Source organism: Streptomyces sporangiiformans, assembly GCF_005768555.2.
Classification (GTDB): domain Bacteria; phylum Actinomycetota; class Actinomycetes; order Streptomycetales; family Streptomycetaceae; genus Streptomyces; species Streptomyces sporangiiformans.
The window spans coordinates 1-15,387 of record NZ_VCHX02000029.1; the positions used below are offsets into that span (position 1 = coordinate 1).

Below are 15,387 nucleotides of genomic sequence, written 5' to 3' on the forward strand. Positions count from 1 at the left end.
TCCAGCAGCGCCGCGACCTCCTCCTCGGACGCCTCCACCGCGAACATCGCCCCACCGGAAGGCAGTTGCTGCATCAACCGACCCCGCGCCACCACCAAACGGCACGCATCCTCCAGCGAGAACACCCCCGCCACACACGCGGCCGCCAACTCACCAATCGAATGCCCCACCACGAAATCGGGTCGCACACCCCACGACTCCACCAGCCGGAACAGCGCCACCTCCACCGCGAACAACGCAGGCTGCGCCCACTCCGTACGATCCAACGCCTCCGCATCCAAACCGAAGACCACATCCCGCAGCCCGCCCACATGCGCACACACCGCGTCGAACGCCTCGGCAAAGACAGGGAACGCCTCATACAACTCACGCCCCATACCCAGGCGCTGCGCACCCTGCCCGGAGAACAGGAACGCCGTCTTGCCCTCGGCCTGAGCCCCTCGCGCCGTCCCCGTAAGGACACCCTCCTCGGGCCGTCCTTCGGTGAGTGCGGTGAGACCGTTCAGCAGGTCTTCGCGGTTGGTGCCGAGCAGGGCGGCCCGCTGCGGCAGGGCGGCGCGTGTGGCCGCGAGGGACCAGGCCAGGTCGTAGAGGTCGGTCTCGGGGCAGGCGGTGACATGGCTGACGAGTCGTGCGGCTTGTTCGCGCAGGGTGTCCTCGTCGCGGCCGGAGACCACCCAGGGCAGGACGGGAAGCTCGATCCTGCGGGGTGCCTCGGCGGCGGGTTCCCCGGCCTCGGCGGCAGATTCTCCGGCCTCGACGGCCGGGCCTCCGGTCTCGACGGCCGGGTCTCCGGCCTCGGCGGTCAGGGCCGGGGCCTCCTCGATGACGGCGTGTGCGTTGGTACCGGAGACGCCGAACGCCGACACGGCGGCCCGCCGTGGGCGGTCGGTCCGCGGCCAGTCCACGGAGTGGGTGAGGAGTTTGACGTTGCCCGTCGTCCAGTCGACGTGGGTGGACGGCTGTTGGGCGTGGAGCGTGGGCGGCAGTGCACCGTTGCGCAGTGCCAGAACCGTCTTGATGACCCCGACGACGCCGGCCGCGGCCTGGGTGTGGCCGATGTTGGACTTGGCGGAGCCGAGCCACAGGGGGTGGCCGTCGGCGCGGCCCAGGCCGTAGGTGGCCAGCAGGGCCTGGGCTTCGATCGGGTCGCCGAGCGGGGTGCCGGTGCCGTGGGCCTCCACCGCGTCGACGTCGGTGGCGGAGACGCCCGCGTTGGCGAGAGCGTCGAGGATGACCCGCTGCTGAGAGGGGCCGTTGGGCGCCGTCAGGCCGTTCGAGGCGCCGTCCTGGTTGACCGCCGAGCCGCGCACCACTGCCAGCACGTGGTGTCCGTTGCGCCGTGCGTCGGAGAGGCGCTCGACCACGATGATGCCGACGCCCTCGGCCCAGCCGGTGCCGTCGGCGTCGTCCGAGAAGGCCTTGCACCGGCCGTCCGCGGCGAGGCCGCCCTGCTGCCCGAACTCGATGAACGCGCCGGGGCCGGACATGACGGTCACGCCGCCCACGAGGGCGAGGGAGCACTCGCCGGAGCGCAGCGACTGCGCGGCGAAGTGCAGGGCGACCAGGGACGAGGAGCAGGCCGTGTCCACGGTCACGGCCGGGCCTTCGAGCCCGAGCGTGTAGGCGACGCGACCGGAGACCACCGACATGGAGTTGCCGGTGAGCAGGTGTCCGCGTACGTCGTCGGGGACTTCGCGCAGTCCTGAGCTGTAGCCCTGGTCGCTGCAGCCGACGAACACGCCGCTGCGGCTGCCGCGCAGGGTGGTGGGGTCGATTCCGGAGCGTTCGAGGGCTTCCCAGGACGCTTCGAGCAGCTGGCGCTGCTGCGGGTCCATGGCGAGGGCCTCGCGGGGCGAGATGCCGAAGAAGGCGGGGTCGAACCGGTCGGCGTCGTAGACGAAGCCGCCCGCGCGGCGGTCACCGGCGGTGGCGGTGTCCGCCCCGTCGAGGTCCCAGCCCCGGTCGGTGGGCCAGTCGCTCACGGCGTCGGTGCCGGACGCCAGCAGGTCCCAGAAGTCCTCGGGGGATCGCACGCCTCCGGGGAGCCGGCAGCTCATGCCGACGATCGCGATCGGCTCCTGGTCCTTGGACCGCAGTTCCTGGAGCTTGCGCCGGGTTTCGTGCAGGTCGACGGTGACCCGCTTGAGGTAGTCCCGAAGCCGCGCTTCATTCGTCATGGACTGGCCCCATGCTGTTGTGGTGACGGAACGGATACGCCGTGAGGGTGTCGTCCGGAGACACCGGGCGGACCGGCGGTGCCGGAGTGCTGCCTCTCAGCTCGTCGGCTTGGACAGCATGTACGGTCGACGTGCGGTTTTACGGCCCTGGATGGGTTCTCTGGGGAAAACCTTGGAAATCACCATCGGACTTCACCGGGGCCCCGGAAGTCACTGTGCGCGACCGTCGGGTAAGACCGTCGGGTAAGGAGACAGCCCGGCGAACCATCCCGGTCTTCCGGTCACAGCACTAGCAATCTCCCTAAACGGCCCGCGGCTACGGTGAGGCCGTTGTGATTCCGACTCGTATGTGGCGTCGGACGCCGCAGCGCGAGGAGTTTTTCTTTACGCCCGGCTTGGAGGCGGCTCCTGGGGGCCCGTGCTTCAAAGTCGTCCCTCCCTGCCCACCCCCTTGCTTCGCCGTCTCGCCCAGCGGCACACCCACCGGGTGGAGCGGGGGTGTTGGCGGCCGCACCTGCTCAACAGCGCCCCGTAAGGGCCGTGTGCTCGCCGGTCGGCCCGGCCGAGGATGGAGGACCATGGCTACTGAGTACTGGGCCGGACGGACGGTCATGGTGACCGGCGGGACGGGCTTCATCGGCTCACAGTTCGTCGAAGAGCTGCTCGCCCGCGGGGCTGAGGTGATCTGCCTCTTCCGCAGGGACAACCGAGGGGTGCTCGCTCAGCTCCCCGCCACCGACAGGCTGCGCACGATACGGCTCGACCTGCTGGACGAGTCCGGGCTGGAGACGGCCGTCGGCCAAGAGGCTGGTGGTGTCGACGCGTTCATCCACTGCGCGGCGCTCACGGGCAGCGCGCGGTTCCGGCGCGACCACCCGGCCCAGATCCTGGACGCCAATGTGCGCGCCGTGTCGAACGTCCTCGGCTGTGCCCGGCGGCATGGCATCCAGGACGTGGTCCTGCTCGGCTCCAGCGAGATCTACCGATCCCCCACGTCCCGCCCGACCCGGGAGGAGGACGACTTCAGAGCGGGTATGCCGTATGCCCCGGACGGCTATTACCTGTCGAAGAACTACGGGGAGATACTGGCCGAGTCGTACGCCCACGAATACGGGATGAGTATCTTCCGTCCCCGCCTGACCAGCATCTACGGACCTCGCGACAATTTCGAGAAGGACACCGACCGGGTGGTGCCGAGCATGTTCGCCAGGGTCGCGTCCGGCCGGCCGATCGAGATCTGGGGTGACGGGAGTCAGACGCGCACCTATATGTATGTGACCGACCTGGTGGACGCCACCTTGCAGATGGTCGAGAAGAACAAACACAAGGTCCTGAACATGGGTACCGCTGAGACGGTCACGCTGCTGGAGCTCGCCCGCGAGGTGTGTGCCGCACTGGGACAACCCGAGCGCATCACCTTCGACCGCACCAAGTCCGGTGGACGGCGCAGCAGAACACTCGATCTCGGGAAGCTGAGCGAGATCATCGAATTCGAACCGTGCAGCCTGCGGGAGGGACTGCGACAGACCGCGGAGTGGTACCGACGCCATCGCATGCGAACCAGCTGAACCCCGTGCCCGTCGCAGTCGTTTCGGTGATTCTCGCGCACCCCCTATGTAACCCCCGGATTTCTCTAGGAGTTGACCGTGTACTCCCGTGATAGCAGGCTGCAGCACATGCCGACGTGCCGTATATGCGAAGGCCCGGTCCAGGAATTCTTCGATTTCGGCCGTCAGCCGGTATCCGATGTGTTCCCCGCACCCAGCGAGATCGGCACCGAGCACTTCTACCGGCTCGCTGTCGCGTTCTGCGAGAACTGCACCATGGTGCAGCAGTTGGAGGAAGTATCGCGGGACCGGATGTTCCCGGCCGATTATCCCTACCGTTCATCCGGATCCGCCTTGATGCGGCAGCACTTCGAAGGAGTCGCCGAACACTTCCTGGCGACCGAGCTCTCCGGTCCCGACGCCTTCTACGTCGAGATCGGCTGCAACGACGGCATCATGCTCAACTCGGTCCGTGCCGCCGGAGTCAGGCACCTGGGCGTCGACCCTGCCGAGGAAGCCGCGAAGGTGGCGGGCGCCGGTGGCAGCCGCGTGTACGTCGGCTTCTTCGAGGAGCCGACCGCGCGCAAGATCCACGCGGCGGAGGGGCCGGCCCAGCTCATCTTCTCGGCGAACACCATCAGCCACATCGCCTACATCGACTCGGTCTTCGCCGGCGCCGGTGCCCTGCTCGACGAGGGTGGCGTCTTCGTCTTCGAGGACCGCTATCTGGGCGACATCGTCGAGCACACCTACTTCGACCAGATCTACGACGAGCACTTCTACCTGTTCTCCGTGCGCTCGGTGCAGGCCCTGGCCCAGCGGTTCGGCTTCGAACTCATCGACGTGGAGCATCTACCGGTGCACGGCGGCACCATGCGCTACACGACCGCCCGCGCGGGGGAGCGCACTCCCACCGAGGCGGTCGGACAGTGGCTGGAGGGGGAGCGCGCACAGCGCCTGTGGGATTGGGCGACGTACGAGTCGTTCGCGAACCGGGTGCAGGAAAACTGCGAAGGGCTCAAGGAGATGCTCACCAGGCTCCGTGACGAGGGCAAGAGGGTTGTGGGATACGGCGCCACATGCAAGAGCGCCACGGTCCTCAACTACTGCGGAATAGGCCCGGAGTCGATCTCCTTCATCTCCGACTCCACGGCGGAGAAGCAGAGCCGCGTGACCCCCGGATCGCACATCCCGATCCGGCCTTCCGAGGCGTTCCGGGAGCCGTACCCGGACTACGCGCTGCTCTTCGCGTGGAATCACGCGGAGGAAATCATGGCGAAAGAGAGGGAGTTCAAGGAGGCCGGTGGCCGCTGGATCCTTTACGTACCGAAGGTCCACATCATCTGATTCCTGACCTTCGCCGGGCAGGAGTGGCACGACAGCTGATGATCTGCTGCGACCGAGGGCCTGTTCCTGGTGATCGGCTCGGTGCCGCTGGCCTACGCCGCCGGGGCGCTGACGCTCGCCCAACTCTACGCCGTCGGGCTGGTCTCCAGCGTGTTCTCCGTGTTCTTCTCGGTGGCGTACCAGAGTTATCTGCCGGTGCTGCTCGACCGCGACCAGCTCATGGACGGCAATGGCAAGCTCGCCGCCTGTCGGTCGGTCGCGCAGATCGCCGGGCCCAGCATGGGCGCGGGGCTGGTGACGCTGCTCGGCGCCGCGGGGGCGATGGTCGCCGACGCGCTCTCCTTCGCGGTGTCGGCGGGCTCGCTGTCGGCCATCCGTAGCCGCGAGCCACGCCGTCCCCGGGCCGACACCGGCCGACGGCCGACACTGCGGTCGCAGATCCGTGAAGGGCTCGCCTACGTCGCCCGCGATCCCATCCTGCGCAACTCGGTGGCGTTCAACGGCACCGCCAACTTCTTCGTCATCATGGTGGAGACCCTCGGCCCGGTGTTCCTCATCCGCACGCTGCATCTGCAGCCGGGCCTGGTCGGGCTGTTGCTGGCGCTGGGGGCCGTCGGCGGGGTGGCCGGCGGCGTGTCGGCACAGTACCTGGCCCGGAAGGTCGGCTCGGCTCGGATCAGCTGGATCGCGATGACCGTGCTGTCGTTGCCCGGCCTGCTCATCCCGCTGGCCGGGCCCGGCTGGTGGGTGCTGCTGTTCGGCTTCGGCTGGATCTCGTGGACCTTCGCCTCCACCGTCGCGGGTACCTCGCTGACCAGTTACCGCCAGGCCGTCTGCCCACCGGACATGATCGGCCGGGTAAGCGCCGCCGCCCGCTGGATCACCTGGGGCACGCTCCCCCTGGGCGGTCTGGCGGGCGGCGCCCTCGCCACCGCCCTCGGCGTCCGGACCACGTTGTGGATCGCCGTAGCCGGTGGCTGCTGTGCGGGACTGTGGCTGTTCTTCTCACCGTTGCGCGGCCTGCGCGACATCCCGCTCGGGGAGCTTGAGCCCCATCAGGACGGCCCCGCCGGTGTCCGGTCCGCCGCTCGGCTCGAAGGAACCGGCGGCTCGGGGTCATGACGAGATCTGCAGTCGGCCGTGGTCCCCGATCACAAAACTGTGGGTGGCCGGCAGCCGGGGCGCCAGGGTCACCTGGACGTTGCGCCCGACCAGGGACGCCTCCACGCGCCGGATGCCCTGGAAGGAGGAGTCGCCCAGGACGATGGAGAACTCGATCTCGCTGTCGGTGATCTGGCAGTTCTCCGCGACGGACGTCCAGGGCCCGACGTAGGACCCGGTGACGGCGCTGCCCGCGCCGATGACGGCGGGTCCGACGATGCGGGAGCGGCGGATCTCCGCGCCTGCCTCGATACGGACCCGGCCGATGATCTCGCTTTCGGGGTCGACGAAGCCGTCGACCCGGGTCTCCAGGCGATCGAGAAGGGTGCGGTTGACCTCCAGCATGTCGGCGACGCTCCCGGTGTCCTTCCAGTACCCGGTGATGATGGTGGAGCGGACGTCGGACCGCCGTTCGATCATCCACTGCAGAGCGTCCGTGATCTCCAGTTCGCCCCGGCGGGAAGGCCGGATGGTCCGGACCGCCTCGTGGACGAGCGGGGTGAAGAGATAGACACCGGCGATCGCGAGGTCGCTCCTGGGGTGCTGGGGTTTCTCCTCCAGGGCCGTGATGGCGCCGCCGTCGTCGACGACGGCCACTCCGAACGCCGTGGGGTCGGCCACGCGGGTGAGCAGGACCTGCGCGTCGCAGCGCTCCTTGCGGAACCCCTCGACGGCGTCGGTGATGCCGTCCAGGACGAAGTTGTCGCCCAGGTACATGACGAAGTCGTCGTCGCCGAGGAAGTCGCGGCTGATGAGGACGGCGTGGGCGAGGCCGAGGGGCTCGCTCTGCGGGATGTAGGTGATGTCGAGGCCGAAGGCGGAGCCGTCGCCCACGGCGGCCTGGATCTCGGCGGCGGTGCTGCCGACGATGACGCCGACGTCGGTGATGCCCGCGTCGGCGATGGCCTCCAGACCGTAGAAGAGGATCGGTTTGTTGGCGACCGGGACCAGCTGTTTGCTGGAAGTGTGGGTGATCGGCCGCAAGCGCGTACCGGTCCCTCCCGCGAGCACGAGTGCCTTCACTGTTCCATCCAAGTGCTTGGGGTTTTGCGGGTGGTGGGCCGTGGGCCGCGGAACCTGCTGCGTCGCAGGATCGGCGGCCGACCGCCTGAGCACCCCTCAACTGGCTGGGTATGCGTTCGCTGTGTCTGGGAGAGCGCCCGGCGGGCGCCCGGCGTGCGCGCCGCGCGCGGCGGCCGGACGCCCCGGTGTTCACGCGTCTCCGAGTTCGTTCTCCAGGAAGTCGCGCAGCTCGCGGTCCGACACCTCCTCCAGATAGTCCGCAGCGGCCGGCTCTTCCGAGGCCGTCGCGGTGTCGAGTCGGCTCAGCAGCCGCTGGAGCCGGCCGCGCAGGCCGTCGTGGGAGCCCGCGCCTGCCAAGACATCCTGGAACTCGGCCTCCCACCGGTCGAGTTGTTCCAGCGCCCGCTCATCGGCGGGCGCCGGCGCCATCCTGGTCAGCAGGTGGCCGGTCAGGCCGGCGGGGGTGGGGTAGTCGAACAGGAGGGTGGCGGGGAGCCGGACACCGGTGGCCGTGCCGAGCCGGTTACGCAGCTCGACGGCGGTGAGGGAGTCGAAGCCCAGTTCCAGGAAGCCCCGTTCGGGGTCGAGGTTGTCGCGCGAGTCGTAGCCGAGGACCAGCGCCGCCTGGGCGAGGACCGCGTCCAGGACGGCGGCCGGCCTTTCCTTCTCCGGCAGAGCCGCGAGCCGCTCGCGCAGACCGCCCGCGTTCGATGCGGTCGGAGCGGCCTGCGGTCGGCCCGGGCCCGCCGGGGACACCCGCGGAGTACCGACGGGCACCAGGTCGCGCAGCAGGTGCGGGACGGTTCCGCCGGCCGTGCGTGCCGCCGCCGTGTCCAGCGCGGCCGGGACGAGGAAGGCGTCCGGTGCGCCGAGGGCGGCGTCCAGCAGGGCCAGGGCGTCGGCGGTCTCCAGCGGCCGTAGGCCACCGCGCGCCACGCGTCGCAGGTCGGCCTCGTCGAGCTTGCCGGTCATGCCGCTGCGCTCGGCCCACAGCCCCCAGGCGAGGGAGAGCGTCCGCCGTCCTGCGGCACTGCGCCGGGCGGCGAAGGCGTCCAGGAAGGCGTTGGCCGCCGCGTAGTTGCCCTGCCCGACACCGCCGAGCGTGCCGGCCAGTGAGGAGAACACCACGAACGCGGACAGGTCCAGGTCGCGGGTGAGCGCGTCCAGGTGGACCACCGCGTCGGCCTTGGCACGCAGCACCGTGTCCACGCGGTCGGGTGTGAGCGCGTCGACGACGCCGTCGTCCAGTACGCCCGCCGTGTGCACGACCGCGCTCAGCGGCCGCTCGGCCGGGACCTGGGCCAGGAGGCGCGCGACGGCGTCGGGGTCGGCCACGTCGCACGCCGCGACGGTGACATCGACGCCGAGGCCGCGCAGTTCCTCGTGCAGCTCGCCCATGCCCTCCGCCGCCGCGCCGCGCCGACTGGCCAACAGCAGGGACCGGACGCCGTGCGCGACGGCCAGATGGCGGGCCACCTGCCGGCCGAGCACTCCGGAGGCGCCGGTCACCAGCACCGTGCCGGACGCGTCGAAGCCCGGGAGATGCCCCATGAGGTCACCGGCCGCGGAGATCTCGGCACGGGCCAGTCGCGGGGTGAGGGCAGTGCCGTCACGCAGGGCCGTCTCGGGTTCGCCCCCGGCGAGTACGGCGGGCAGCAGGTCCAGGGATGCGGCGGTGCCGTCATGGTCGAGGAGGGCGAAGCGGCCGGGGTTCTCCGACATCGCCGTGCGGATCAGGCCCCAGGTGGCGGCCTGTGCCGGGTCGATGTCGGGAGCATCGGTGCCGGAAGCGTCGTTGCCCGGCGCATCGGTGTCGGGAGCGTCGGTGGCACCGGCCGTCACTGCCTGGCGGGTGGCGAACACGAGCCGCGCCTCGGCGAAGGTCTCGTCGCCCAGCCACGTCTGCGCCAGCTCCAGGGCCCGGTGGGTCACCTGCCGGGCGGCCTCCGCCGGGTCACCGGCGTCGGCTGTCCCCGGCAGGCAGACCAGCACCGTCTCCGGCACGGGCGCGCCCGCCGCGACGGCGACGCGCAGCGCCTCCAGGTCGTCGTGGCGCGCCACCCGGCCGGGCCGGTCGTCCACTTCGGCCCAGGCCGCTTCGGCCCAGGTCGCGAGGGTGTCGTCGGCCCCGACGACCGTCAGGGGTGCCGGGGCGTCGTCGTCGTTCTCCGGGGCCGGCACCCAGTGCAGCCGGTACAGGCTGCCCGGCGTCCCGCCGAGGGCGGGCCGTACCGTGTCCACCGGGCGCAGGACGAGTCCGCCGATGCCGACGACGGGCGTGCCCGCCTCGTCGGTGACCTGGACGGCGTACGTACGTGTCGCCTCCTGGGGCGTGAGCCGTACGCGCAGTGCCGTCGGGCCCGCCGCGGTCGCCGAGATGCCGGTGAAAGTGAACGGGACGACGGTTCCGCCGCCGTCGTCGGCGGCAAGGGCCACGGTGTGCAGGGCGGCGTCCAGGAGCGCCGGGTGAACGGCGAAGTCACCGGCCGCCTCGTGGGGTTCGCCGTCCTCCGGGGCGATCTCGGCGTAGATCTCCCCGCCCAGGCTCCAGGCGGCGCGCAGGCCGCGGAAGGCGGGGCCGTAGGCGAAGCCGTTGTCCGCGATGCGCTGGTACAGGCCGGACACGTCCAGGGGGTCGGCGCCGTGCGGCGGCCAGACGGCCGGGTCGGACGGGCCGGACGAGCCGGACGAGCCGGAGGCGTCGGGTGTCGCGGTCGGCCGGTCCGTGAGGGTGCCCTCGGCATGGCGAACCCAGGGCGCGGCCTCCGTCTCCTCTCCGGTGACGGGGCGCGAGTGGACGGTGAGCGTCCGTGCGCCGGAGTCGTCGGCGCCGCCCACGGCGACCTGGAGCTGGACGGCTCCGGTGGCGGGCAGGACCAAGGGGGCTTCCAGGGTGAGGTCGGCGATCTGCGCCGCACCGACGCGCCGGCATGCGTGCAGGGCGAGTTCGAGGAACGCGGTCCCCGGGAACAGCACCCGGCCATCGAGCGCGTGGTCGGCCAGCCACGGGTGGCGCTGCGCCGACAGGATCCCGGTCAGCAGGACACCGTCGGAGCCGGCCAGCGGCACGGCGGTGGCGAGCAGCGGATGCCCGGCCGTCTCCAGACCGGCGCCTGCGACGTCCTTGGGATCCCCGCTGGCCGCCAGCCAGTACCGCCGTCGCTGGAAGGCGTACGTCGGCAGGTCGACACGGCGGGCACCGAGCGGTGCGAGCAGGGCGGCCCAGTCGGCTTCGTGGCCGCTGACGTGCAGTCGGGCCAGCGCGGCGACAAGTGCGTCGGCCTCGTCGCCGTCGCGGCGCAGCAGCGGTACGAGGACGGCGTCGTCGCCGGTCAGGCAGTCTCCGGCCATGGCCGTGAGGACGCCCTCCGGGCCGATCTCGACGTAGGCGGTGACTCTTGCCTTCTCCAGGGTGCGGACACCGTCGTGGAAGCGGACGGCCTCGCGTGCCTGGCGCACCCAGTAGGCGGGGTCGCTCAATTCGCCCCCGTCGGCCGGCCTGCCGGTGACGGCGGAGACGACGGGCACCTCGGGGGCACGTAGCTCGATCCGGCCGGCGACCGCCGCGAACTCGTCGAGCATGGGGTCCATGTGCGGTGAGTGGAAGGCGTGGCTGACGTTCAGCCGTCGGGTCTTGCGCCCTTCGGCCGCCAGTCGTTCGGCGACGGCGGTGACCGCGTCCTCGTCGCCGGAGACGACGGTGGCGGCGGGACCGTTGAGGGCGGCGATCACGGCCCGGCCCTCGTAGGGCTCCAGCAGCGGCAGCACCTCGTCCTCCGACGCCTGGACGGAGACCATGGCGCCATCGGAGGGCAGCGCCTGCATCAGGCGGCCCCGCGCCGCGACCAGGGTGCAGGCGTCCTCCAGCGAGAGCACGCCCGCGACATGGGCTGCGGCGATCTCGCCGACCGAGTGGCCGAGGAGGATGTCGGGCTTCAGGCCGACGCTCTCCACGAGCCGGTAGAGCGCCACCTCGACGGCGAACAGGCCCGCCTGGGTGAATGCGGTGCGGTCGAGCAGCGCCGCCTCCGGCGTCCCGGGCGCGGCGAACAGGACGTCCCGCAGGGGGCGTTCGAGATGGTCGTCCATGTGGGCGCACACCGCGTCGAGGGCGTCGGCGAAGGTCTCGTACGCCGCGTAGAGCCGCCGCCCGGCCTCCGGCCGCTGGGCGCCCTGGCCCGAGAAGAGGAACGCGGTCCGACCGGGGCGTACGCGACCGACCGTCACCCGGGGGTGCTCACGGCCTTCCGCGAGCGCCGCCAGCGCCTCGGTGAGGGTGCCGCCGTCGGAGGCGACGAGCGCGGCACGGTCCTCGAAACGGGCCCGGGTGGTGGCCAGGGACAGCGCGACGTCCGCCGGGTTCGTACCGGGATGCCGACCAAGGTGGTCGCGCAGCCGGGCCGCCTGCTCGCACAGGGCGTCGGTGCCACGGGCCGACAGCAGCCATGGGAGGGGCGGGGTGGTGACCGGGGCATCGTCGGGGGCTGGGGCTGGCGCTGGGGCCGGCGTCTGGGTCTGGGCCGGGGACGGGGACGACGCGGCCTGCGGCACGTGCAGACCCAAGTCCTCCTGGGCCTCCAGACGTTCGGCCTCCGAGGCAGGAAGGTGTTCAGCCTCCGGCTCGTGCAGGGCCACTGGCTCCGGCTCCTGGAGGATCACGTGGGCGTTGGTGCCGCTGATGCCGAAGGACGAGACGCCCGCGCGGCGCCGTCCATCGCCCGGGGTCCAGGGGCGTCCCTCGTGGAGGAGGCGTACCGCGCCGGAGGACCAGTCGATGTGCGGCGAGGGGTTCTCGGCGTGCAGGGTGCGCGGCAACTCGCCCTGGCGCATCGCCATCACCATCTTGATGACGCCCGCGACACCCGAGGCGGCCTGGGTGTGGCCGATGTTGGACTTCAGCGCGCCGAGCCACAGCGGCCGGTCCTGGGGCCGGTCCTGCCCGTACACGGCCAGCAGCGCCTGCGCCTCGATCGGGTCGCCGAGCGGTGTGCCGGTGCCGTGCGCCTCGACGGCGTCCACGTCCGCGGGGGACAGCCCCGCCCCGGCCAGTGCCTGACGTATGACGCGCTGCTGGGAGGGCCCGTTGGGAGCGGTCAGACCGTTGGACGCGCCGTCCTGGTTGACGGCGGAACCGGCGACCACGGCGAGCACGGGGTGACCCTTGCGTCGCGCGTCGGAGAGTCGTTCGAGGAGCAGGATGCCGACGCCCTCGCCCCAGCCCGCGCCGTCCGCCTCGGCGGCGAACGGCTTGCACCGGCCGTCGGGGGACAGCGCGCGCTGGCGGCTGAACTCGACGAACGTGTCCGGCGTGGAGATCACGGTGACGCCGCCCGCGAGAGCCAGATCGCACTCTCCCGCCCTCAGCGCCTGCGCCGCCAGGTGCAGGGCGACCAGCGAGGACGAGCAGGCGGTGTCGACGGTGACGGCCGGCCCCTCCAGTCCGAAGGTGTAGGCGATACGGCCCGAGGCGACGCTGCTCGCGCTGCCCGTGGCGAGGTAGCCCTCCAGCCCGTCGGGGGCCTGACGGGCCCGGCTGCCGTAGTCGTTGTAGTTGGACCCGACGAAGACGCCGGCCTGCGCCCCCCTGACCTCCGACGGATCGATGCCGGCACGCTCGAACGCCTCCCAGGAGGTCTCGAGGAGCAGCCGGTGCTGGGGGTCGATGGCCACCGCCTCACGCGGCGAGATCCCGAAGAAGGCCGGGTCGAAGTGGTCGGCGTCGTAGAGGAATCCTCCGTGGCGCGCGTACGAGCGGCCGGGCTTGTCCGGGTCCGGGTCGTAGAGCGTCTCCACGTCCCAGCCGCGGTTGTCGGGGAACGCCGAGACGGCGTCCGTGCCGTCCGCGACGAGCCGCCACAGCTCTTCCGGCGACCGTACCGCGCCGGGGAACCGGCAGCCCATGCCGACGATGACGACGGGGTCGTCGTCCACCGCGGCCGTCGGGAGCACGGCCGCACCGTCCACCGCCGCACCATCAGCCGCCGCACCGTCCAACGCCGCTTCGGCTCCCGCGCCGAACAGTTCATGGTCCAGGTGGGCGGCGAGGGCCACTGCTGACGGGTGGTCGAACGCCATGGTGACCGGCAGCCGCAGGCCGGTGGCCTCGGCGAAGCGGTTACGCAACTGAACGGCGGTCAGCGAGTCGAAGCCCAGGTCGCGGAACGCCCGGCTCTCGGGCACGGCCTCGGGGTCCTCGTGGCCGAGCACCGCCGCCGCCTCCCTGCGGACCTCCATGAGCAGCGCCGTCCGACGCTCGCCGGGGGGCAGCCCTCGCAGCCGGTGGACCAGCGGCGGTCCGTCCTGCGGCTCGTTCTCCTTCGTGGTCTCCTGGGCGGAAACAGCCGCGCGTACCTCGGCGACCTCGCGCAGCGCGGCGAAGGCCCGGACGGTGATGAGCTTCCAGTCGACGTCCGCGACGACCAGGAACGTCTCGTCCTGGTCGAGGGCCTGTTGCAGGGCGGACAGCGCCGGCTCCGGGTCCATGGGCGGCACGCCGTCGTGGCGCAGCCGCTCCGCGAGTTCGTCGCCGACCATGCCGCCGCCTCCCCAGGTGCCCCAGGCCACCGAGGTCGCGGGCAGCCCGTCGGCACGGCGGTGCCTGGCGAGCGCGTCGAGGTAGGCGTTGGCGGCGGCGTAACTGCCTTGCCCGGCGGCGCCGAGGGTGCCGGCCATCGAGGAGAACAGGACGAACGCGGACAGGTCCAGGTGGCGGGTCTCCTCGTGCAGGATCAGCGCGGCGTCTGCCTTCGGCCGCAGCACCCCGTCCGCACGCTGCGGGGTCAGTCCGTCGATCACGACGTCGTCGATCACACCCGCCGTGTGCACCACGGCCGTCAGCGGTCCGCCGCCCGGCAGGTCGTCGAGCAGCCGCCGTACGGCGGCACGGTCGGACACGTCGCAGGCGACGACGGTGGCGGGGGTGCCCGATTCGGCGAGTTCCGCCACGAGTTCGGCAGCACCGGGGGCCTCGGGACCGCGTCGGCTGACCAGGACGAGATGTTCGGCCCCGCCGCGCGCCAGCCAGCGGGCGACATGCCCGCCGAGCCCGCCGGTGCCCCCGGTGACCAGCACGGTGCCGCTCGGCCTCCAGGGCGGTCCGTCCGGGCGCGGCCCCGGTCCCGCGTTCACCAGCCTGCGGGTGAAGAGACCCGAGGGCCGTACGGCCACGTGGTCCTCCACGAGGCTTCCGGACAGAGCCGCGGCGAGCCGCCGGCCGGCCCGCTGGTCGATGGTTTCCGGCAGGTCGACCAGGCCGCCCCAGCGCTGGGGGTACTCCATGGCGGCGATCCGGCCGAGTCCCCAGCTCATGGCCTGCATCGGGTGCGCCAGGACGTCGTTGCGGCTGACGGAGACCGCGCCGTGGGTTGCGCACCACAGGGGCGCCTCGATCTCCGCGTCACCGAGTGCCTGCAGAAGCGAGGTCATCAGTACCAGGCCCGTGGGCAGGGTGCCTTCGGCTTCGGCCGTCCAGGGACGTTCGTCGAGGCCCAGCAGGGAGAGGACACCGCTGTAGGGGCCGTGTTCGGCCTCGGCCCGCAGCCGGTCGGCGAGCACCTCGCGTTCGGCGTCCCGCGCATCGGCTGTCAACACGCGTACGGCGTCCACGCGTTCGCGTATCGCGTCGATCGTGGCCTGTACGAGGCTGTCCTCCTCGTGACCTTCGGGGACCACGACGAGCCAGCTGCCGTCCGGCGTGGCCAGAGCGGACTCGGCCCGCGGCCGCCACATGATCCGGTACCGCCACCCTTCCATCGTGGACCGCTGCTGACGGTCCTTGCGCCAGGACGACAGGGCCGGGACCACCGCCCCCAGCGACCGCACGTCGTCCAGCCCCAGCGCCTCGGCGAGGCTCTCCACGTCCCCGCCCTCGATGGTCTGCCAGAACGCCTCGTCTACGGCGTCGAGGGACATAGCGCCCGCCGAGGTCGTCTTGCGGGCCGGTTCCAGCCAGTAGTGCTGCCGCTGGAAGGCATACGTCGGCAAGTCCACCGGCCTGGGGACCTGCCCCTCGAAAGCAGGCGTCCAGTCGACCCCTACGCCCCGGGTCCACAGCTCACCCAGGGAGGCGTAGAACCGGCCCAGACCGCCGTCGCCACGCCGCAGCGTGCCGGCCACCACCGCCTCCGAGC

Annotated in this window: 5 protein-coding genes and 1 pseudogene; 3 read left to right on the top strand and 3 right to left on the bottom strand. The window is 71.7% G+C overall.

The window, feature by feature from the left end; translation table 11 throughout:
* A partial coding sequence (locus FGD71_RS01420) for a type I polyketide synthase (RefSeq protein WP_119098506.1) occupies window positions 1-2,180 on the bottom strand: 2,180 nt, incomplete at its 3' end.
* Between the two features lie 578 nt (window positions 2,181-2,758).
* On the opposite strand from FGD71_RS01420, the gene FGD71_RS01425 reads away from it, so the two are divergent.
* From FGD71_RS01425 to FGD71_RS01435, 3 genes are all read left to right on the top strand, one after another.
* Window positions 2,759-3,748 carry an NAD-dependent epimerase/dehydratase family protein gene (locus FGD71_RS01425; RefSeq protein WP_119098507.1) on the top strand — a complete coding sequence of 330 codons (990 nt, stop codon included), beginning with the start codon at window positions 2,759-2,761 and terminating at the stop codon, window positions 3,746-3,748.
* A gap of 108 nt (window positions 3,749-3,856) precedes the next feature.
* On the top strand, window positions 3,857-5,074 hold the full coding sequence (locus FGD71_RS01430; RefSeq protein WP_119098508.1) for a class I SAM-dependent methyltransferase: 1,218 nt from the start codon (window positions 3,857-3,859) through the stop codon (window positions 5,072-5,074).
* A 69-nt stretch (window positions 5,075-5,143) separates the two neighbouring features.
* Window positions 5,144-6,196, top strand: a complete 1,053-nt coding sequence (locus FGD71_RS01435; protein WP_162930990.1) for an MFS transporter — start codon at window positions 5,144-5,146, stop codon at window positions 6,194-6,196.
* Here FGD71_RS01435 and FGD71_RS01440 read toward each other — a convergent pair.
* Window positions 6,191-7,258, bottom strand: coding sequence for a glucose-1-phosphate thymidylyltransferase (locus FGD71_RS01440; RefSeq protein ID WP_119098510.1), 1,068 nt, complete (start codon window positions 7,256-7,258; stop codon window positions 6,191-6,193). The genes FGD71_RS01435 and FGD71_RS01440 overlap by 6 nt on opposite strands.
* A gap of 189 nt (window positions 7,259-7,447) precedes the next feature.
* A pseudogene (locus FGD71_RS01445) lies at window positions 7,448-15,373 on the bottom strand (SDR family NAD(P)-dependent oxidoreductase); the annotation flags it as partial.
* Between the last annotated feature and the right edge of the window lie 14 nt (window positions 15,374-15,387).

Excerpts from the sequence above, each read along its gene's own strand:
- FGD71_RS01430 (WP_119098508.1), top strand. The coding sequence starts at position 3,857 with ATGCCGACGTGCCGTATATGCGAAGGCCCGGTCCAGGAATTCTTCGAT.
- FGD71_RS01425 (WP_119098507.1), top strand. The coding sequence starts at position 2,759 with ATGGCTACTGAGTACTGGGCCGGACGGACGGTCATGGTGACCGGCGGG.